General features: G+C 67.2%; 16 protein-coding genes. 5 read left to right on the top strand and 11 right to left on the bottom strand.

Translation table 11 applies throughout. The features are described from left to right. Positions 1 to 2: 2 nt before the first annotated feature. Complete coding sequence (locus EV672_RS00445; RefSeq protein WP_243738437.1) at positions 3 to 1,304, bottom strand: GNAT family N-acetyltransferase; 1,302 nt, start codon at positions 1,302 to 1,304, stop codon at positions 3 to 5. Between EV672_RS00445 and EV672_RS00440 the strand changes: the two genes are divergently transcribed. Both EV672_RS00440 and EV672_RS00435 read left to right on the top strand, forming a co-directional pair. Next, positions 1,303 to 3,060: an NAD+ synthase gene (locus tag EV672_RS00440; RefSeq protein WP_133605631.1), complete on the top strand. Its 1,758-nt coding sequence runs from the start codon at positions 1,303 to 1,305 to the stop codon at positions 3,058 to 3,060. The genes EV672_RS00445 and EV672_RS00440 overlap by 2 nt on opposite strands. 158 nt (positions 3,061 to 3,218) lie before the next feature. Then, complete coding sequence (locus EV672_RS00435; RefSeq protein WP_133606377.1) at positions 3,219 to 3,557, top strand: P-II family nitrogen regulator; 339 nt, start codon at positions 3,219 to 3,221, stop codon at positions 3,555 to 3,557. Between the two features lies 1 nt (position 3,558). Here EV672_RS00435 and EV672_RS00430 read toward each other — a convergent pair whose 3' ends face one another. From EV672_RS00430 to EV672_RS00410, 5 genes are read right to left on the bottom strand one after another with little or no spacing between them, the layout of a single operon-like run. Then, positions 3,559 to 4,191 (bottom strand): LOG family protein, encoded by a 633-nt coding sequence (locus EV672_RS00430; RefSeq protein WP_133605630.1) that lies wholly within the window; start codon positions 4,189 to 4,191, stop codon positions 3,559 to 3,561. Between the two features lie 11 nt (positions 4,192 to 4,202). Further along, the gene (locus EV672_RS00425) at positions 4,203 to 4,748 is read right to left on the bottom strand and encodes an RDD family protein (RefSeq protein WP_133605629.1); all 546 of its coding nucleotides are present in this window, start codon (positions 4,746 to 4,748) and stop codon (positions 4,203 to 4,205) included. 33 nt (positions 4,749 to 4,781) lie between these two features. Beyond that, complete coding sequence (locus tag EV672_RS00420) at positions 4,782 to 5,633, bottom strand: DUF3106 domain-containing protein (RefSeq protein ID WP_133605628.1); 852 nt, start codon at positions 5,631 to 5,633, stop codon at positions 4,782 to 4,784. Between the two features lie 44 nt (positions 5,634 to 5,677). Further along, positions 5,678 to 6,307, bottom strand: coding sequence for a DUF3619 family protein (locus tag EV672_RS00415; RefSeq protein ID WP_243738436.1), 630 nt, complete (start codon positions 6,305 to 6,307; stop codon positions 5,678 to 5,680). Further along, a complete protein-coding gene (locus EV672_RS00410; protein ID WP_243738435.1) occupies positions 6,304 to 6,888 on the bottom strand; it encodes an RNA polymerase sigma factor in 585 nt (194 codons plus the stop codon). The genes EV672_RS00415 and EV672_RS00410 overlap by 4 nt, the downstream gene beginning before the upstream one ends. A gap of 314 nt (positions 6,889 to 7,202) precedes the next feature. Here EV672_RS00410 and EV672_RS00405 point away from each other — a divergent pair, with 314 nt between their 5' ends. The 3 genes from EV672_RS00405 (at position 7,203) to ilvC (ending at position 10,777) form a co-directional block, all read left to right on the top strand. Continuing rightward, positions 7,203 to 9,002: an acetolactate synthase 3 catalytic subunit gene (locus tag EV672_RS00405; protein WP_133605627.1), complete on the top strand. Its 1,800-nt coding sequence runs from the start codon at positions 7,203 to 7,205 to the stop codon at positions 9,000 to 9,002. A 193-nt stretch (positions 9,003 to 9,195) separates the two neighbouring features. After that, the gene (ilvN, locus tag EV672_RS00400) at positions 9,196 to 9,687 is read left to right on the top strand and encodes an acetolactate synthase small subunit (protein ID WP_133605626.1); all 492 of its coding nucleotides are present in this window, start codon (positions 9,196 to 9,198) and stop codon (positions 9,685 to 9,687) included. Between the two features lie 73 nt (positions 9,688 to 9,760). Next, a complete protein-coding gene (gene ilvC / locus EV672_RS00395; RefSeq protein ID WP_133605625.1) occupies positions 9,761 to 10,777 on the top strand; it encodes a ketol-acid reductoisomerase in 1,017 nt (338 codons plus the stop codon). An 80-nt stretch (positions 10,778 to 10,857) separates the two neighbouring features. Here ilvC and EV672_RS00390 read toward each other — a convergent pair whose 3' ends face one another. From EV672_RS00390 to rbbA, 5 genes are all read right to left on the bottom strand, one after another. Then, the gene (locus EV672_RS00390) at positions 10,858 to 12,531 is read right to left on the bottom strand and encodes an efflux transporter outer membrane subunit (protein WP_166643392.1); all 1,674 of its coding nucleotides are present in this window, start codon (positions 12,529 to 12,531) and stop codon (positions 10,858 to 10,860) included. Continuing rightward, complete coding sequence (locus EV672_RS00385) at positions 12,518 to 13,954, bottom strand: bifunctional enoyl-CoA hydratase/phosphate acetyltransferase (RefSeq protein ID WP_133605623.1); 1,437 nt, start codon at positions 13,952 to 13,954, stop codon at positions 12,518 to 12,520. Before EV672_RS00385 ends, EV672_RS00390 begins: the two co-directional genes overlap by 14 nt. Before the next feature lie 5 nt (positions 13,955 to 13,959). After that, positions 13,960 to 15,750: a PHA/PHB synthase family protein gene (locus tag EV672_RS00380; RefSeq protein ID WP_133605622.1), complete on the bottom strand. Its 1,791-nt coding sequence runs from the start codon at positions 15,748 to 15,750 to the stop codon at positions 13,960 to 13,962. Positions 15,751 to 15,817: 67 nt separating this feature from the next. Beyond that, positions 15,818 to 16,945 (bottom strand): ABC transporter permease, encoded by a 1,128-nt coding sequence (locus tag EV672_RS00375; RefSeq protein WP_133605621.1) that lies wholly within the window; start codon positions 16,943 to 16,945, stop codon positions 15,818 to 15,820. Between the two features lie 3 nt (positions 16,946 to 16,948). Continuing rightward, the gene (gene rbbA / locus EV672_RS00370) at positions 16,949 to 19,720 is read right to left on the bottom strand and encodes a ribosome-associated ATPase/putative transporter RbbA (RefSeq protein ID WP_133606371.1); all 2,772 of its coding nucleotides are present in this window, start codon (positions 19,718 to 19,720) and stop codon (positions 16,949 to 16,951) included. Between the last annotated feature and the right edge of the window lies 1 nt (position 19,721).

Genomic DNA, 19,721 nt, shown 5'->3' with positions numbered 1-19,721 from the left:
GCTTATTCGGACATTGTTGCAGCCCCGTCCGGCGCCGACAGGCAGGGTTTGAACGGCTGTCGCTCGTCCAGCTCGTTGACGTAGGCACGCACGCCCTGGTCCTCGCGCTGCAGGAAGTCGGCCACAGCCTGGCGCAGACCGGGGTGGCGCAACCAATGCGCAGACTGCGTGGTCACAGGCAGCAGGCCGCGTGCCAGCTTGTGTTCGCCCTGCGCGCCTCCCTCGAAGCGCCGCAAGCCCTGCGCGATGCACCAACTCAGGGGCTGGTAATAGCAAGCCTCGAAATGCAGGCACGAGACCGAGGCCAGCGCGCCCCAATATCGCCCATAAGCCACGCCCTGTTCGCGGTCCACCGCCAGCAGGGCGCAGGCGATGGGGCGCCCTTCATGCTGGGCGATGAACAGGACCCATGCCTCGGGGCGGGCCAGGGCGGCGGCTTGCCAGAACGCTGGCGTAAGGTAAGGCTGCTGGCCGCGCTCCAGGTAGGTCTGGGCGTAGCAGCGGTAGAAAAAATCCCAATCGGCAGGAGAGATGTCTGCGCCTTCCCGGACCTCGAAATGCACCCCGGCCTCGCGGACCTTGCGGCGCTCCTGCTGGATCTTCTTGCGCTTGTCGCGGTGCAGGCTGGCCAGGAAGTCGTCGAAATCGGCGAAGGGCTGGGGCGCGCGGTTGCACCAGTGGAACTGCACGCCGTGGCGCAGCAACCAGCCGCTGCGCTCTGCCTGCAGTGCTTCTGCCTCGCTCAGAAACAGCAGGTGGGCCGAGGACCACCCCTGTTGCGCGCACTCGGCCTGCAGCGCGTCCAGCAGGGTCTGGCGCACGGCCGCTTGCGCCGCGGCGTCCAGCCCCGGGTGCACCAGCAGGCGTTGCCCAGGGATCGGCGAAAACGGCACGGCGCCCAGCAGCTTGGGGAAGTAGTGGTGTCCGTGCGATGCCAAGGCGCGGTCATGGGCGTCCGCCCAGGCCCAGTCGAACACGTACTCGCCGTAAGAGTGCGATTTGGCGAAGGTCGGGCAAGCGCCCAGCAAGCGGCCATTGGTCCCGTGCACGGTCAGCACGTGCGGCTGCCAGCCGGTGTCGGCGCAGGCGCTGCCGCTGTCCACCATGGCCTGCAGCACGTCGCGGCACAGGAAAGGCCGCGCGCCCTCCACGCCCGTGAGCAGGGCGTCCCAATCACCCGCGGGGATGTCACCCCAGTCGCGGTGCCATCCAATGTGCACCTCGTCGCGCACCCGGGCCGAGCCCGCTACCATGTCACCTTGCGCACCCGCGACGGGTGAGCCGATTGTTTGAACCTTGTCCATGAACGCCGTGTCTTCCGTGAGCCGTCCCGCGACCCTGCCATCCCCATCGCTTGCTCAGCCGACGGCGCAGGCGCTGGACGTGGCCTTGCTGCAATTCAACCCCACCGTGGGCGACCTGGCGGGCAATGCCCATGCCATCGTCGCGCTGGCCCGCCAAGCGTACGCCGAAGGCGCGCGCCTTGTCGTGACACCGGAAATGGCCTTGTGCGGCTACCCCCCGGAAGACCTGCTGCTGCGGCCGGCCTTCTTGCAAGCTTGCGATGAGGCTGTGGCGCAGATTGCCCGCGAACTGGCCGATCTGCCGGATTTGAGCCTGGTGCTGGGCCACCCGCAGCGCCTGGGCCATGCGGGCGAACGCACACGTTCGTGGTCGGTGCCGCGCCTGCTGAATGCCGCCAGCGTGCTGCAGGGCGGCGCGGTGCAAGCAAGCTACGCCAAGCGCGAGCTGCCCAACTACCAGGTCTTTGACGAACGCCGTTACTTCATCGGCGGTCGCGAGGCGGGCCTCGGCCCCGTGGTGGTGGACGTGCAAGGCTGGCGCGTGGGCCTCCTGGTCTGCGAAGACGCCTGGTTCGACGAGCCCGCGCAAGCCGCAGCCGCTTTGGGCGCGCAGGCGCTGGTCGTGCTCAACGCCTCGCCCTTCCACGCTGGCAAGTCCGCCGAGCGCGAGTTGCGCATGGGCGAGCGCGCCCGCGGCCTGGGCCTGCCCTTGCTGTACGCCCACCTCGTCGGTGGCCAGGACGAGGTCGTGTTCGATGGCGCTTCCTTCGCGGTGGACGGTGCTGGCCGCGTGATGGCGCGTGCCCCCAGCTTCGAGCCCGACGTGCTGAAGGTCCGCTTGCAGGCCAGCGGTGCCCATGGCGTGCAGGTCGCAGGCCCCATGGCCGCGCCCCTGTCGCCCGAAGCCGAGATCTGGCAGGCGTTGGTGGTCGGCGTGCGCGACTACCTCGGCAAGAACGGCTTCCCCGGCGCCATCATCGGCCTGTCGGGTGGCATCGATTCGGCCCTCGTGCTGGCCATCGCGGTCGATGCGCTGGGCGCCGACAAGGTCCGCACGGTGATGATGCCTTCGCCCTACACGGCCGACATCTCCTGGATCGATGCGCGCGACATGGCCGAGCGCCTGGGCGTGCGCCACGACGAAATCGCCATCGCCCCCGAGTTCGAGGCCTTCAAGACTTCGCTGGCGCCGCTCTTCGTTGGGCGTGCGGAAGATACCACCGAGGAAAACATCCAGGCCCGCATCCGCGGCACCCTGCTGATGGCCCTCTCGAACAAAACCGGCGCCATCGTGCTGACCACCGGCAATAAAAGCGAGATGGCCACCGGCTACTGCACCCTTTATGGCGACATGGCAGGCGGCTTTGCCGTCATCAAGGACCTGGCCAAAACGCTCGTGTACCGCCTCTCGCGCTGGCGCAACCAGCAGGCGGTGGCCGCGGGCGAGGTCGAGCCCATCCCCGAGCGCATCATCACCCGCCCCCCCTCGGCCGAGCTGCGCCCCGACCAGACCGACCAGGACAGCCTGCCCGAGTACGACGTGCTCGACGCCATCCTGGAGCGCTACATGGAGCTCGACCAGTCCATCGAGGAGATCGTGGCGGCCGGTTTCCCGCGCGCCGATGTGGACAAGGTCACCCGCCTCATCAAGCTCAACGAGTACAAGCGCCGCCAGGCACCCATCGGCGTGCGCATCACGCACCGATCTTTCGGGCGGGATTGGCGCTACCCGATCACCTCGCGCTTCCGCGCTTGAGCGGGCCTGAGCGGGCGTGATCTCACCCGAGCCCGCGCCCAAGTTTTGTGCATGACAGCAGTCGTGCTTAAATAGTCACACTGCAGTGCAGCAGCTCGGGCCTTGGCGCGGGCGGCTGTCATCTGACGACGATTTCCCCCGGAGTTCCCACCATGACCATGAAGCAAATCACCGCCGTCATCAAACCGTTCAAGCTCGAAGAAGTCCGCGAGGCTTTGGCCGAAGTGGGCGTCACCGGCCTGACCGTGACCGAGGTCAAGGGTTTCGGCCGCCAGAAGGGCCACACCGAGCTCTACCGCGGTGCCGAGTACGTGGTGGACTTCCTGCCCAAGGTGAAGGTCGAGGTCGTGGTCAAGGGCGACGACGTCGAGCGCTGCATCGAAGCCATCATCAAGGCCGCCAAGACCGGCAAGATCGGCGACGGCAAGATCTTCGTGACCCCGGTGGAGCAGGTGGTGCGCATCCGCACCGGCGAAACCGACGAATCCGCCGTCTGATTCAGGTGCCCGATGCGACGCCACCCGGTGCAGCGCCTTGCTGTTCGGGTGGCGTTTGTGCTTTCAGGGTCAGCACATCGGCGGCCAGCTGGTCCAGCAGCCGGTCGATGTCGGTGTCGGTGCGCAGCAGCTCCTGAACATCGGGCCACAGGAAACCGTCGGTGCGGCTGCGCTCGATGAAGCGCAGCAGCTCGTCGTAGTAACCCGCCACATTGAGCAGGCCCAGCGCCTTGTGGTGGTAGCCCAGCTGGCGCCACGTCCAGACCTCGAAGATCTCTTCCATGGTGCCGATGCCGCCTGGCAGGGCGATGAAGGCGTCCGACTGCATGGCCATCTGGTGCTTGCGCTCGTGCATGCTGTCCACGACCTGCAGGTCCGAGACGCCGCCATGGCCCAGCTCCCGCTGGATGAGCTTGTGCGGGATCACGCCGATCACGCGGGCGCCGTGCTGCAGGGCCGCATCGGCGACCGCGCCCATCAGGCCCGTGCTGCCGCCGCCATAGACGAGCTGCCACCCACGCAGGCCGATCTGCCGGCCGACTTCGCGTGCGGCAGCCAGGTGAGCGGGATCATCGCCGTTGCGCGAACCGCAATAGACACACAGGGACAAGGCCGGGGCTCGGGAGGGTGTCATGGGGCGCCGGTTCAGGTGCGGTGGTCGATGACCCGCGTGCGGCAGATGGCATCGTGCAGGAACTGCCGCTGGGGCAGCAGGCGGGTGAGGGCCGCATAGATCAGGGCCCACACCAGCATGGCGCCAAAGAGCAGCTTGCTTTGGTGCCAGCCAGCCAGCCAACTGCCGAGCCAGGCCGGCATGAACCACAGCCAGGACAGCAGGAAGCGCAGGCAGGCGGGCCACAGCCCGAGGGGCTCTCCGTTCTGGGTGAGCAGGCGAACCTGCCAGGTCTTCATCGCCAGGGTCTGGCCACCGTGGGTCCAGAACCAGATGAAATACAAGGCCAGCGCCAGGAATTGGGTGGCCATCATGCCCGTGCGGCCCTGCAGCGCATGCACCTGCCCCGCGGAAACGCTGTAGATGGCGCCCGCCACCATGAACAGGGCAAACAGCAACACGCCTTCGTAGATGAAAGCGGCCATGCGACGGCGCAGCGGTGCGGCGGGGCCCAGGGCGCGGGCTTGCAACTCTGCCGCGCTCAGGCCGCCCTGGGTGGGGAGCTGGAAAACCGACATCTCAGACTGTCAGGCGCACGCTGATCATCGGTGTCAGTGCTGCGCGCCTGTGCCGCTGGCGGGCAGCGAGGCCATGGCTGCGCTCTGGGCGCCCTTGCGCGGCAGCATGGTGACCGGGTCCACAAAGCTCTTCGTGGCAGTGATCTTGGGGCTGCCGCTTTGCTGGTGCGCCGGCGGCACGGCCTGGTGCGTGACCAGGTTGGTGGTGGCGCCGGTGCCGGCCTTGACCAGGGTGGGGGCCACGATGACAGGTTGCGAGCCTTGCGTGTTCAGGCCGTTGCCGCTTTGCGGCATGCTGGGCACCATGTTCGACTTGCCGGGTGAGGCTGCGGCCACCATCGGGCGCTTGGTCGCATAGACCTGACCCGCCTCGCGTGGCCCGACCACGTTGTCGGCCAGCATCACGGTGCGAGTGCGGCGTTGTGCCTGGCGGTTGAGGTCCTGCCGGTCTTCGGCCGACAGCGCCTGGTAGGCGGCCCACTTCTGCTGACGCTCGTCCGAGGGCAACTGGCGCGTCTGCTGGAAGCGCAGGCGGGCTTCACCCCGCTCGCTGGGAGGGAGGGCCGCCCATTGCTTCATTCGTTCTTGCAGGCGCTGGCGCTCCTGGGGGCTCAGGGCGTCGAAACGGCTGGCCACCTTGAGCCACTTCTGGCGGCTGGTGTCGTCCAGTTGCGCCCACTGCGCCGCCAGAGGCGACAGTGCCTGGCGCTGGAGTGGCGTGAGCGCCTGCCAGGACGATCCGGTGGCTGTGCCCGAGGTGCTCGGGTGCATGTCTGCCGCGGCCATGGCCTTGTGCGCGTGGCTGGCCAGCGCGCAGGCCAGCATCAACGTGGCTGCACAGGCAAGCACGAGGCGGCGGGCGAGGGGCGTGCGGGAGGCGGGCATGCGGTCGGGGTCAAGCGGTCAGATTGAGCAGTGTGACAGGCAGGTCAAGGCGTTGCCACGGCCGGGGCGGTGTCGCTGGTCTTGAGGTCGCCGTCGGCTTCGGGCACGGTGGTGTCCAGCGGGCGCACGGCTGTGCGGTTGTCACCGCGCAGGTATTCAGAGAAGCCCGCGTCTGCGTAGGCGTCCGGTGGCAGGTCGTCGGTCAGCAGCGCTGTGTCGATGTCGGCGGCGGCCTGCACTTTCTCTTCGTCCTTGTAGGCGTGCACGGCCCACAGACCAGCGACCAGGGCGAGCACAGGCAGCACCGAGGCCAGGCGCCAGCCCCAGGCGATGGGGCCATCGGTCAGGCGACCATGACCCGGTTGACGGGACTGACCCGCCTCGTTCCAGTTGCCAGCGGCATGGCCCATCACCACCGAGCCTTGTCCACCGGCCAGTTGCAGCCCCACGACCGCGCTGGCAGCACCGGCCGCCAAGGGCGAGACGGCCGCGCCCAGGCGTGTCAGGCGTGCAGCTTCGACCGCTTGCTGGCGGGCCACGCGCAGGCGCTCGGTGATGTCATGCGGCAGCGCCTGCACGCCATCTTCCAGGCGCGCGGTCAGGCGCAGCGCGAATCGGGCCTCCAGGGCTTCGCGCTGGGCATCGGTCAGCGGTGTGTTGGAACGTGTTTTCACAATGTGATACCCCGGGCTGGCAACGCTTTGGACAGTGCGGCCACCGCACGCGAACAATGGGTTTTCACGCTCCCTTCTGAGCAACCCATGGCCGCGGCAGTTTCCGCAACATCCAGTTCCTCCCAGTAACGCAGCAGGAAGGCTTCCCGTTGACGCGCTGGCAATTTGCCGATTTCGTCTTCGATCTCCGCCAGTACCTGCCTGCGGCTGACCTGGGTTTCGGCCGCTTCGTTGCCAGTGTCTTCGACGTCCAGCGCTTCCAGCAAGTCAAAATCACCGTCTTCGCCACCTGCGGCCGCTTCCAGGTCGCCGATGTTGGTGAACAAGGCATTGCGCACCTTTTGGCGACGGAACCAATCCAGTGTGGCATTGGAGAGGATGCGCTGGAAGAGCATCGGCCACTCACCTGCGGGGCGGTCGGCGTAGCTCTGTGACAGGCGGATCATGGCGTCCTGCACGATGTCGAGCGCAGCGTCGTCCTGGCGCACGGCATAAACCGTGCGTTTGAAGGCGCGCAACTCCACGCTTTTCAAAAAGGCGTTGAGCTCTTCTTCTCGTGAGGGGCTGGGCAGCGGGGTCAAGACCGTGGAGGCTTACTTTTTCGGGCCGGGCGCATTATGGCACCGAGCGGGCCCAAGCCCCTTCAGCGGGGTCTCAGGCTTGAATTGGCCTCCAGCGGTGCGATAATCTTCGTTTTGCGCCATCTCGATCTGGCCTGAGTCCGGTTGTCCAATCGACGCCGGTGGCAGGCCGCGCAGGCTCCAAATCCGTCTCACAAGGGCGAGCGCACGGCCATCCGTGGTCGCAGCGTTGCTGCCATGTCCTCTTGGGACATGCCGGTGTAGAGGGGCACCGATCGTTTTTCGTTAGAGAAATTCGGAAAGGTTCTATCACCATGGACATGTCTCAAGCTGACACCAAGCGCGCCGGCGCCGCCGACGCTCACGCTGCTGCACCGACCCAGGGTCTGGCTTCGCAAGGCGAAGTGCTCAACGGCTCGGAAATCCTCGTGCGCTGCCTGCAGGCCGAGGGCGTCAAGTACATGTGGGGCTACCCAGGTGGTGCCGTGCTGTACATCTACGACGCGCTGTACAAACAAGACACCATCGAGCACGTGCTGGTGCGCCACGAACAGGCGGCCGTGCACGCGGCTGACGGCTACGCGCGCGCCACCGGCGACGTCGGCGTGGCTCTCGTCACCTCCGGCCCCGGCGTGACCAACGCCATCACCGGCATCGCCACGGCCTACATGGACTCGATCCCCATGGTGATCGTGACCGGCCAGGTGCCCACGCCCGCCATCGGCCTGGACGCTTTCCAGGAATGCGACACCGTCGGCATCACCCGCCCCATCGTCAAGCACAACTTCCTCGTCAAGGACGTCAACGACCTGGCCGCGACGATGAAGAAGGCCTTCCACATCGCGCGCACGGGCCGTCCTGGCCCCGTGGTGGTGGACGTGCCCAAGGACGTGTCGCTCAAGACCACGACCTTCCACTACCCCGAGACGGTGGAAATGCGTTCGTACAACCCGGTGCGCAAGGGCCACGGCGGCCAGATCCGCAAGGCCGTGCAGCTGTTGCTCAACGCCAAGCGCCCCTACATTTACACCGGCGGCGGTGTGATCCTGGGTGAGGCCTCGGCCGAGCTGCGCGAGCTGGTGGGCATGCTGGGCTACCCCAGCACCAGCACCCTGATGGGCCTGGGTGCCATTCCCGCGTCCGACAAGACCTTCCTGGGCATGCTGGGCATGCATGGCACCTACGAAGCCAACATGACCATGCAGAACGCCGACGTGGTGATCGCCGTGGGCGCCCGCTTCGACGACCGCGTGATCGGTAACCCCAAGCACTTTGCCCAGGTCGAGCGCAAGATCATCCACATCGACATCGACCCGTCGAGCATTTCCAAGCGCGTGAAGGTGGACATCCCCATCGTGGGCGATGTGAAGGACGTGCTGATCGAGATGATCGCGCAGATCAAGGAGTCCACGACCCGCGCCGACAGCAACGCGCTGGCCGCCTGGTGGAACCAGATCAACGATTGGAAGAAGATCGACTGCCTGAAGTTCAAGACTTCGGACGACGTCATCAAGCCGCAGTACGTGGTGCAGAAGTTGGCCGAGCTGACCGCCGGCACCGACTACTACATCACCTCGGACGTGGGCCAGCACCAGATGTTCGCGGCCCAGTACAGCAAGTTCGAAGAGCCGCGCCGCTGGATCAACTCCGGTGGCCTGGGCACCATGGGCGTGGGCCTGCCGTACGCCATGGGCATCAAGCTGGCCAAGCCCGACGCCGATGTGTTTTGCATCACCGGCGAAGGCTCCATCCAGATGTGCATCCAGGAGCTGTCCACCTGCCTGCAGTACAACACGCCGGTGAAGGTGCTGTCGCTGAACAACCGTTACCTGGGCATGGTGCGCCAGTGGCAGCAGCTGGATTACGGCAGCCGCTACTCGCACAGCTACATGGACGCGCTGCCCGACTTCGTCAAGCTGGCCGAGGCTTATGGTCACATCGGCTTGTTGATCGAGCGCCCGTCGGACGTAGAAGGCGCGCTGCGCGAGGCCATCAAGCTCAAGGACCGTTCGGTCTTCCTGGACATCCGCACCGACCCCACCGAGAACGTGTGGCCGATGGTGCAGGCGGGCAAGGGCATCTCCGAGATGCTGCTCGGCTCCGAGGACCTGTGACCGGCGTTTGACCCACTGACCACACCGAAGCCTGGCCGACCCAGGCTGCCACGAACGCTTGCTTGCCGGCAAGCGCATCCCGTGTCAGACCGAAGCGGCCGGGTGTTTTGAACACACCGAACACCATCGAACCGCAGGCCACAGCGCCGGGGTTACCGCCCCGATGACCCAAGAGCCTGCCAGGACGATCACCATGAAACACATCATTGCCCTGCTGCTGGAAAACGAAGCCGGCGCCCTGTCCCGCGTGGTCGGCCTTTTCTCGGCCCGCGGCTACAACATCGAGAGCCTGACGGTGGCCACCACCGAAGACCCCTCGCTGTCGCGCATGACCATCGTGACCACCGGCTCTGACGAGATCATCGAGCAGATCACCAAGCACTTGAACCGCCTCATCGAGGTCGTCAAGGTGGTGGACCTGTCCGAAGGCCCGTTCACCGAGCGTGAGCTGATGCTCATCAAGGTGCGCGCCGTGGGCAAGGAGCGTGAAGAGATGAAGCGCATGGCGGACATCTTCCGCGGCCGCATCATCGACGTCACCGACAAGACCTACACGATCGAACTCACTGGCGACGCGGCCAAACTCGATGCCTTCATCGAGGCCATCGACCGCGCTGCCATCCTTGAAACCGTGCGCACCGGGACCAGCGGGATCGGGCGTGGCGAGCGCATCCTGCGCGTCTGATACCCCCGCTTTTCTTGAACCTTGTGCCTGACCCGTTCAGGCCACCAACCGATTTTTCCGACGGAGATACACCATGAAGGTCTATTACGACAAGGACGCCGATCTGAGCCTGATCAAGGGCAAGAACGTGGCCATCATCGGCTATGGCTCGCAAGGCCATGCCCACGCCCAGAACCTGCGCGATTCCGGCGTCAATGTGACGGTCGGCCTGCGCAAGGGCGGCGCCTCCTGGTCCAAGGTGGAAGCCGCTGGCATCAAGGTCGCCGAAGTCAACGACGCCGTGAAGAACGCCGACGTCGTCATGATCTTGCTGCCCGACGAGAACATCCCCGAGGTGTACAACAACAACGTCGCCCCGAACATCAAGCAAGGCGCTGTGCTGGCCTTCGCCCACGGCTTCAACGTGCATTACAACCAGGTCATCCCCCGTGCTGACCTGGACGTGATCATGGTCGCCCCCAAGGGCCCTGGCCACACCGTGCGCTCCGAGTACCTGAAGGGCGGCGGCGTGCCTTCGCTGATCGCTGTGTACCAGGACAAGTCCGGCAAGGCCAAGGACATCGCCCTGTCCTACGCTGCGGCCAACGGCGGCACCAAGGGTGGCGTGATCGAGACCAACTTCCGCGAAGAAACCGAAACCGACCTGTTCGGCGAACAAGCCGTGCTGTGCGGTGGCGCTGTGGAGCTGGTGAAGATGGGCTTCGAGACGCTGACCGAAGCCGGTTACGCGCCTGAAATGGCCTACTTCGAGTGCCTGCACGAGCTCAAGCTGATCGTGGACCTCATGTACGAAGGCGGCATCGCCAACATGAACTATTCGATCTCGAACAACGCCGAGTACGGCGAGTACGTGACCGGCACGGAAGTGATCAACGAGCAGTCGCGCGCCGCCATGCGCAACGCTCTGAAGCGCATCCAGACCGGCGAGTACGCCAAGATGTTCATCCTGGAAGGCCGCACGAACTACCCGAGCATGACCGCTCGCCGTCGTCTGAACGCCGTGCACCCGATCGAGACCGTGGGCGCCGAGCTGCGCGCCATGATGCCTTGGATTTCCAAGAACAAGCTGGTGGACCAGTCCAAGAACTGATCTTTGTTGATCCAGGTGGCGTGCTCGGTTTCAGCGCGTCGCCAGCGAAGGCCGTACGGTGCGAACCGCGCGGCCTTTTTTCATGGCTGACCGGCGGCGCTTTTCCCCGAAGCGGTCTCGGTCTCAGTGGCGGTGGGCTTCGGCGCGGAGGCATCTGACCAACCGCCACCGACGGCCTTGTAGAGCGCCACGGTGACCAGGGCACGGGCGGTCTGCGCCTGGATGAGCTCGTCTTCGCGTTGCAGGGCGGCGAGCTCGGCCTCGATGGCGGATTGCAGCAGGCCCTGGCCTTCGCTGAAGAGCTGTTGGGCGTGGCGGGCACCGTCGGCGGAGGTGCGCCAGGCGGTGCTCAGACGCTCGGCGCGCTGGTCGAGGGCGCGGCGGGCGCTGTAGGCGTTCTCGACGTCTTCGAGCGCGGTCAGCATGGTTTGCTCGTGCTGGGCCACGGCGGCATCGAGCTGGGCGTTGCTGGCGGCGATGCGCGCGCGGATGCGTCCGCCTTCGAAGATGGGCAGGCGCAGGCCGGCACCCCAGGACAGGAAGTTGCCGTTGGACGCCAGGTTGCCGATGTCGATGCGGCCTTCGTTGGCCAGGAATCCCACGTAGAAGCGCGGGAACAGGTCGGCCTTGGCGCTGCCGACGCGGGCGGCGAGGGCTTGCACGACGCGGGCGCTGCCGCGCACATCGGGCCGGCGGCTGAGCACGTCGGAGGGCAGCACCGCGGGCAGCTGGGCAGGGATGACGCTGGCATCGGCCGGGGCGGCTGCGGTGGGGGCGGGCAAGGTGATGCGCGCCTCGGGTGGCTGTCCGGTGAGCACGGCCAGGCGGCGCAAGCGCGCTTGCAGCAGGCTGTGCAGCGGCGCCTGGGCGCCTTCCAGCGATTCGACCTGGGCGCGGGCGCGGTCGATGTCCAGGCGCGTGGCCTGGCCTGCGTCGAAGCGGCCTTGGGCGTAGCGCTGCAGGCGGCGCGCACTGGTCAGGCTGCGCTGCAGCAGGCCGATGCGGTGTTCCAGGCTGCGGGCCTCGATGTAGTTGGCCGCCACGTCGCCGGCCACCATGAGCTGGGCGCCGTGCACGCGCTCGTCCTGCGCGAGGGCGGCCTGGCGCGCGGCTTCGGCGTCGCTGCGGCGCGCGCCGAAGATGTCCACCTCCCAGGCGGCGGCGAAACCCTGGCCGCTGTAGCTGCTGATGGGGACGTTGGGGTGGGTCAGCGGGCTGAGGTCGGGCACCTGGATGGCGGGGAGGGGCGCAGGCAGGGCGGGCAGCGTCACCTGCGGGATGGCCGGGCCGTGCAGCGAGTCGGTCTGGGTGCGGGCGGTGTAGCCGAAGGCCTGCAGGCTGGGGTAGAGCGCCGACTCGGCCTGTGTGACCACGGCGCGCGACTCGCGCACGCGCGCCAGGGCCACGCGGATGTCGGCATTGGCGACCAGGGCCTGGGCGATGAGGCTTTGCAGCGTCGGGTCGGGGATGTCTTGCCACCAGCGCGAGAGCTCGGTGCTGGCGGTGCCTGCCGCTTCGTCGAACGCGTCGGGCGTTGCCACGCCGACGGACGGCACATCGACCTTGACCGTGGTGCAGCCGGGCAGGCTGAGCAGCAGGCCCAGCCCCAAGGTCAAGGTGAGGGCTGCGCCCGTGGCAGCCACCAGGGGATGGCGTCGGGGCGCGGTGGGCAGTGTCTTGGGCGGGTGCGGCATGGGCATCAAGGTCGTCGTCGGATGGCTGCGGGTGGTGTCGATCGGCTCAAGGGCTTGCATCGATCGCCTCGACCGCATCGAGGTGACCCTTCGCATGGGCCAGCAAGAGCGCCAGTGCCGCCGAGGCCAGGCGGGTGCGCGGGCTGTCGGTGACATTGGTCAGGATGACGGGCACCTGCGCGCCGAGCACGATGCCGGCCACATCGGCATCGGCCAGCAGGTGCAGTTGCTTGACGAGCATGTCGCCGGTTTCCATGTGGGGCACGACCAGCACATTGGCCTGGCCCGCGACAGGCGAGCCTGGGTGCGTCAGGCGCGCGATCTCGGGGTCGATGGCCGCATCGAAGGGCAGCGGCCCATCGACGGTGCCGCCTGCGATTTGGTGGCGCTCCAGCATCTTGCACAGGGCGGCGGCGTCCATCGACGAGCTCAGCTTGCTGTGCACCACGGGCGAGGCCGACAGGATGGCCACGCGCGGCGACATGCCCAGCACGCGGGCCAGGTCGATGGCGTTTTGCACGATGTCGCGCTTGTCTTCCAGCGTGGGCTGGATGTTGACGAGCGCGTCGGTGACCAGGAAGGGCGTGCCGTGGTCGGGCACATCGGCCACATAGGCATGGCTGATGCGGCGGTGCGTGCGCAGGCCGTGCTGGCGGTGGACGATGGCCCGCAGCAGTGCGCCAGCGTCCACATCGCCCTGCATGATCGCTTGCACGCGCCCGTCGCGGGTCAGGCCGATGGCCTCCTGCAAGGCCGCCGTGTCGGTGTCGGCGCTGACCCAATCTGCCTCGGCCAGTTCGCTCAGGTCGAGTTCCAGCGACTGCGCCAGTGCGGCGATGCGCGCACGCGGGCCGACGAACACCGGCCGGATCAAGCCGGCGTGGCGGGCTTCGATGGCCGCGCGCAGGCCGTGCGCCTCGACCGGGAAGACCACGGCGCAGGCGATGGGTTCTGGCGCAACCGTCAGGGCCATCAGCTGGGCGAAGCGTTCGTGGCGGTGCAGGTGCAGCTCGGGCAGGGTCTTGGGTGGACGGATCACCTTGGCCGTGGGCGCGATGACCTCGGCCTCGCCGGTGATGACGGCCTTGCCCTCCTGGTTGGTGCAGACGCAGGCCAGGCGCAGCCGGTTTTTCTCGCCCTTGTGCGTCACGCTGACGCTGACGGTGATGACATCGCCCAGGCCCACCGGTCGCAGGAAGTTGAGCTGCTGCGAGACGTAGATGGTGCCCGGGCCCGGCAGGCGGGTGCCCAGCACGGTGGAGATCAGCGTGCCGCCCCACATGCCGTGCGCGATGACGTGGTGGAAGGGCGTTTCGCGCGCATAGGCCTCGTCGAGGTGGGCGGGGTTGACGTCGCCGCTGAGGATGGCGAAGACTTCGATGTCTTCCTTCGTGAGCGTGCGCTGCAGCGAGGCGGTTTCGCCCACGCTGATTTCCTCATAGGTGCGGTTTTCCAGCAAGGCCGGGGTGGTGTCGGGGCTCATGGCGATCACTCCTGCTGGACATAGCTGCCGGGGGCATCGGGCAGGCGGCGTTTGCTGCCGGGCACGCCCATGGACGGCGGTGCGGTCAGGCCGCTGGAGTGCTGCACCAGCCAGTTCTGCCAGGCCGGCCACCACGAGCCTTCCTGGTGCGGCACCTCGGCCTGCCAGCGCTCCGGCGATGTGTAGGCCTCGGTCGGGGGGCGGTGGTGCAGCTGGAAGTGGCGGCCCTTGTGGCCGGGTTCGCTGACGATGCCGGCGTTGTGCCCGCCGCTGGTGAGCGCGAAGGTGACGTCCAGCGGCAGCAGGTGCAGCTTGTAAACCGACTTCCAGGGCGCGACGTGGTCGCTGACCGTGCCGACGGCGAAGCAGGGCACCCGGATGTCGGTGAACCAGATGGGTTGGCCGTTGACCTCGTAGCGGCCGGCCGAGAGGTCGTTGTGCAGGAAGAGCTTGTGCAGGTACTCCGAGTGCATGCGGTAGGGCATGCGGGTGGTGTCGGCGTTCCAGGCCATCAGGTCGTTGGGGTGGTCGCGCTCGCCCAGCAGGTAGTTCTTCATGGCGCGCGACCAGACCAGGTCGTTGGAGTGCAGCAGCGTGAAGGCGCCAGCCATCTGCGTGCCTTTGAGGAAGCCTTGCTCGGCCATCATGGCCTCGATGAGGTCCACCTCGCTCTCGTTGATGAAGAGCAGCAATTCGCCGGCCTCGGTGAAATCGCCCTGTGCGGCGAACAGCGTCATCGAGGCCAGGCGCTTGTCGCCATCGCGGCCCATGGTGGCGGCCGTGATCATCATCAAGGTGCCGCCCAGGCAGTAGCCCACGCCGTGCACCTTGCGCTCGGGCAGGATCTGGCTGACGGTGTCGAGGGCGGCCATCACGCCGTGGGTGCGGTAGTCGTCCAGGCCCTTGTTGCGATCCTCGGCAGTCGGGTTCTTCCAGGAGATCATGAACACCGTGTGCCCCTGGTCCACCAGGTACTTGACCAGCGAGTTCTGCGGCGACAGGTCCAGGATGTAGTACTTCATGATCCAGGCCGGCACGATCAGCACGGGCTCGGCCTGGACCTTGTCGGTGGTGGGGCTGTACTGGATGAGCTCGATGAGGTCGTTGCGGAACACCACCTTGCCTGGCGTGGTCGCCACATCGTGGCCGATCTTGAACTGCTCGGTGCCGGCCGCCGGCAGGCCGCGCACCATGCGCTGGGTGTCATCGCTCCAGTTGTGGGCGCCGCGCAGCAGGTTCATGCCGCCTTCCTTGGCCGTGGTTTGCAGCACCTCGGGGTTCATCCAGGGGATGTTGGCCGGGTTGACGATGTCCATCCACTGGCGGGCGGCGAAGTTGGCCATCGCTTCGTGGCGGTGGTTGAGGCCGGGCACGCAGCTGGTGGCCTGGTGCCAGACGTGCTCCAGCACCTGGAAGGACTGGGCATACACGTTGAAGGGCCAGTTCTGCCAGGCCGGGCTGGCGAAGCGGCGGTCGTGCACGGGCAGCGGCAAGGGGTGGGCGCAGCCCGCTTGCACCGGCGCATCGGCCTCATGGTCGTGGCGGGCGCTGTCGATGCCGCCTTGCACCAGCCGGTTCACCGCCAGGGTCACGTCGTCGGCGCTGCGCTTGACGATATCGAGCTGCTTGCCCGGCGAGATCATCAGGTGCATCAACCAATCCAGATAGACCAGGGTGGACTGGATGGGCGAGATGCCACCCATGAGCTGCCCCACCTGGCTGTGGGTGTGGAGGTCGAGGGCGCGGACCCAATCTTCCCAGCTCATCTTGGGGATGGCGGTTTGGGTGTGAGGCATCTGGGGCTCCTTGGGGTGATGTGTGGGGGCGTGGATGGGGAGAGCGGTGCAGCTGGACCTGCCCGCATCACCCCTGTCGGGCCAGCATCGACCTGAATCTTGTCAAGGCGATGACCAGGAAGAGGCCACCTGCGGCCGACACCGCCAACAGTTGAGGCAGGACAAGCCGAACCCCCGCATCCCGGTACAGGACGGCCTGCGTGAGCTTGACGTATTGCGTGGTCGGCGAAATCTGAACGATGTGCTGCATCAGCTCGGGCATGCTCTCCACCGGCGTGGCCGCGCCACTGAGCAGGTACAGCACCACGTACACGGGCGCGGCCAGCAGGCCGAACTGCGGCATGGACGAGGCCATGGTGGCCAGCAAGATGCCCAGCGAGGTGACCGCGAACAGGTACAGCGCGGTGCCGAACATGAACAGAGGCACCGAGCCGGGCAGCGGCACCTGCAGCCAGCCGCGGATGACGAATTCGATGGACAGCCACACGGCCAGCACGATGACGCCTCCGTTGGCCAGGATCTTGGCCATGGCGATCTCGCTGGGGCGCACCGGCATCACCAGCAGGTGCTCGATGGTGCCATGTTCGCGCTCGCGGATCACGGCTGCCCCCACCAGGATGATGGCCAGCACCGTCACGTTGGTCTCGACCAGCATGACCGAGCTGAACCACTCCGACTGGTTGTTCGGGTTGAACATCAGCCGCACCACCGGCGGCGCCGGCAACATCGACGCGATGCCGCGCTGGTGGAAGAAGTCGAGCTGCTCGCGCAGGAAAATCTCGTTGAGATAGACCACGCCCAGGCCGGCCTGGGTCATGGCCGTGGCGTCCACCGTCACCTGGATGGCCGGGCTGCGCCCAGCCAGCACATCGGCTTCGAAGCGCGGCGGGATGTCGATCACGAAGATGAAGTCGCCGCGGTCCAGGGCGTCGCCCGCGTCTTGCGGGGCGATGTCGCGCGGCGTCTGGAAGTAGGGCGGACGCAAGGCGTCGCGCAGGCGCAGCGACAAGGTCGATTGGTCGCCGTCGATCATGGCCACCGAGGCGTGCGAGACCTCGGCCTTCACGCCCTTGGCCGTGGTGTACACCGACACGGTGAAGGCGAACAGGATCAGGCCCATCAGCGGCACATCGGTGGCCAGGCTGCGCAACTCCTTCCACGACAGCCGCCACACATTGCTCAGCCAGCGCCACATGCTTCAGCCCTCCTGCTTGCGCACGAGCAGGCGTGCCAGGCCCAGGTACAGCAGTCCAAAGCCCAGCAGCGCCGCGTACATCGGCCAGAAGCTGCCCATGCCCAAGCCCTTGGTGAAGGCGCCCAGGCTGATGAGCTGGAACCACGAGGCCGGGAAGCCCTTGCCGACCCAGACCGCCGCGCCCGTCAGCGTGGAGACTGGGTAGAGCAGGCCGGAGAAGTTCACCGAGGGGATCAGACAAATGATGGCCGAGGCGAACGAAGCTGCCACCTGCGAGCGCAGGAAGGCCGACAGGAAGAGGCCCAGCGCCGTGGTGGCGAACACAAAGCACAGCGCGCCCAGGCTCAGCGCCAGGAAGCTGCCCTTGAGCGGCACCTGCAGCAGGAACACGCTGAGGAACACCAGCGTCAGGTAGCTGGCCATGGCCAGGGCGATGTACGGCATCTGCTTGCCCAGCAGGAACTGGCCCACGGTGGCCGGCGAGGCGTAGAGGTTGAGGATGGAGCCCATCTCCTTTTCGCGCACCACGCCCAGCGCCGTCAGCATGGTCGGGATGATGATGAGGCACAGCATCAACAGGCCCGGGGTGGAGGCATAGATGCTGCGGAAGGACTGGTTGTAGGCAAAGCGTGGCTCCAGCCGTGCGGGCAGGGTGGGAGGCGTCAGGCCGGGTGTTTCGCGGGCGAAGCGCATGGCGTGTTCCAGCACGATGCCCTGGGCGTAGCCACGCACGTTCTCTGCCGTGAAGGGCTGGGTGCCATCGATGAAGAAGCCGACTTCGGGGCGACGCCCGGCCAGCAGGTCGCGGCCAAAGCCCGGCGGGATCTCCATCACCAGGCTCACGTCGTGGCGACGCAGGCTGGTTTGCACTTCGTCGTCGGCGTGCAGGTCGGGCTGCTGCTCGAAATAGCGCGAACCCGCGAAGTGCCCGATGAGCTGGCGGCTGTCGTGGGTCTGGTCGTGGTCGAGCACCGCGAATTTCACGTGCTCGACGTCGAAAGAGATGCTCCAGGCCGCCGTCACCAGCAGGATGATCGGCCCCAGCAGGGCGAAGGTCAGGCGGATGCGGTCGCGGCGCAACTCCAGTCCCTCGCGCAGGGCGAAGGCCCACACGCCGGCCAGCCAGGCGCTCAGGCTGTGGCGCGAAGGTGCACCTGCGGCGCTGGGTGCTGCCGTGGTTTCTGCAGACGCCGCGGCGTTGGGGGTGGATGCTGCGTTGGCTGTGGATGCGGCCTGGGCGGCTTGCACGGTGTCATCGGCCGCCTGCAGGTAGGCCACGAAAGCGGTCTCCAGCGAATCGGCCTGCTGGCTGTCGCGCAGTTCGGCGGGTGAGCCCACGGCCAGCACGCGCCCACGGTGCATCAGCGAGATGCGGTCGCAGCGCTCGGCCTCGTTCATGAAGTGGGTGGACACAAAGATGGTGACCTGCTGCTCGCGCGACAGCGTCACCAGCCGGCGCCAGAACAGGTCGCGCGCGGCCGGGTCCACGCCCGAGGTGGGCTCGTCCAGGATCAGCACCTCCGGCTTGTGCAGGCAGGCCGCGGCCAGTTGCAGGCGCTGGCGGATGCCCAGCGACAAGGCCTTGGGGCTGGCGTCGGCGTGCGCTTGCAGGTCGAAATCGCGCAGGGCGGCATCGATGGCTTCGGTGGCGTGAGGGCCGTCCAGGCGGTAGAGGCGGGCGTGCAGGCCCAGGTTCTGGCGCACGCTGAGCTCTTCGTACAGCGAGAAGGCCTGCGACATGTAGCCCACGCGCAGCCGCGTTGCCAGGTCGCCCGCACGGATCGGTTCGCCCAGCAAGCGGGCCTCGCCGCTGCTGATGTCGAGCAGGCCCGTCAACATCTTCATGGTCGTGGTCTTGCCGCAGCCGTTGGAGCCCAGGAAGCCGAAGATCTCACCGCGCTCGATGCGGAAGCTCACCCCGTCCACCGCGACGAAGTCGCCAAAACGCCGGGTCAGCCTCGTGGCCTCGATGGCCGGCGGCCCCTCGCTGTGCAGCCGGGGCGGGATGGCGAGCGGCGCGGTGTTGCCGCGCTGCTCGGGCGGCAACAGGTCGATGTAGGCCGCCTCCAGCGTGCCTTGTGGCGTGCGTGCCAGCACCTCGCGCGTGCGGTCGAACACCAGCACACGGCCACCGTTCATGGCCACGAGGTGCTCGAAACGCTCGGCTTCTTCCATGTAGGCCGTGGCGACGATGACGCTCATGCCCGGGCGCTCGGCGCGCAAGGCCTCGACCAGGGCCCAGAACTGCCGCCGCGACAGCGGGTCCACGCCCGTGGTGGGCTCGTCGAGGATGAGCAGGTCCGGGTCGTGCACCAGCGCGCAGCACAAGCCCAGCTTTTGCTTCATGCCGCCGGACAGCTTGCCCGCAGGGCGGTCGCGGAAAGGGCTGAGGCCGGTGGCGTCCATCAGGCGCTGCAGGCGCGCGGCGCGCTCGCGCGCCCCCTGGCCGAACAGCCGGGCGAAGAAGTCGATGTTCTCGGCCACCGACAGCGTCGGGTACAAGTTGCGGCCCAAGCCCTGCGGCATGAAGGCCACGCGCGGCGCGAGCACGGCGCGCTCGCGGGCCTGGGCCATGTCGTGGCCGAGCACTCGCACGCCGCCACGCTGCAGGCGCTTGACGCCCGCGATCAGCGACAGCAGCGTCGACTTGCCCACGCCGTCGGGCCCGACCAGGCCGATGGTCTGCCCGGCCGGCAAGCTCAGCGAGATGTGGTGCAGCGCGGTGACATCGCCGTATCGGTGGCTGACGTCCTGGAGCACCACGGCGGGCGCGATG

Origin of the sequence: Aquabacterium commune (genome assembly GCF_004362855.1) — a bacterium.
Lineage (GTDB): Bacteria > Pseudomonadota > Gammaproteobacteria > Burkholderiales > Burkholderiaceae_C > Aquabacterium > Aquabacterium commune.
This window is presented reverse-complemented; position numbering and strand designations above follow the sequence as displayed.

Bases quoted from the DNA above. Each gene is read 5' to 3' on its own strand.
- EV672_RS00430 (WP_133605630.1), bottom strand. From the start codon at position 4,191: ATGACACCCTCCCGAGCCCCGGCCTTGTCCCTGTGTGTCTATTGCGGT.
- ilvC (WP_133605625.1), top strand. From the start codon at position 9,761: ATGAAGGTCTATTACGACAAGGACGCCGATCTGAGCCTGATCAAGGGC.
- EV672_RS00390 (WP_166643392.1), bottom strand. From the start codon at position 12,531: ATGCAAGCCCTTGAGCCGATCGACACCACCCGCAGCCATCCGACGACG.
- EV672_RS00435 (WP_133606377.1), top strand. From the start codon at position 3,219: ATGAAGCAAATCACCGCCGTCATCAAACCGTTCAAGCTCGAAGAAGTC.
- EV672_RS00380 (WP_133605622.1), bottom strand. From the start codon at position 15,750: ATGCCTCACACCCAAACCGCCATCCCCAAGATGAGCTGGGAAGATTGG.
- EV672_RS00445 (WP_243738437.1), bottom strand. From the start codon at position 1,304: ATGGACAAGGTTCAAACAATCGGCTCACCCGTCGCGGGTGCGCAAGGT.
- ilvN (WP_133605626.1), top strand. From the start codon at position 9,196: ATGAAACACATCATTGCCCTGCTGCTGGAAAACGAAGCCGGCGCCCTG.
- EV672_RS00385 (WP_133605623.1), bottom strand. From the start codon at position 13,954: ATGAGCCCCGACACCACCCCGGCCTTGCTGGAAAACCGCACCTATGAG.
- EV672_RS00420 (WP_133605628.1), bottom strand. From the start codon at position 5,633: ATGCCCGCCTCCCGCACGCCCCTCGCCCGCCGCCTCGTGCTTGCCTGT.
- EV672_RS00425 (WP_133605629.1), bottom strand. From the start codon at position 4,748: ATGTCGGTTTTCCAGCTCCCCACCCAGGGCGGCCTGAGCGCGGCAGAG.
- EV672_RS00440 (WP_133605631.1), top strand. From the start codon at position 1,303: ATGAACGCCGTGTCTTCCGTGAGCCGTCCCGCGACCCTGCCATCCCCA.
- EV672_RS00405 (WP_133605627.1), top strand. From the start codon at position 7,203: ATGGACATGTCTCAAGCTGACACCAAGCGCGCCGGCGCCGCCGACGCT.
- EV672_RS00375 (WP_133605621.1), bottom strand. From the start codon at position 16,945: ATGTGGCGCTGGCTGAGCAATGTGTGGCGGCTGTCGTGGAAGGAGTTG.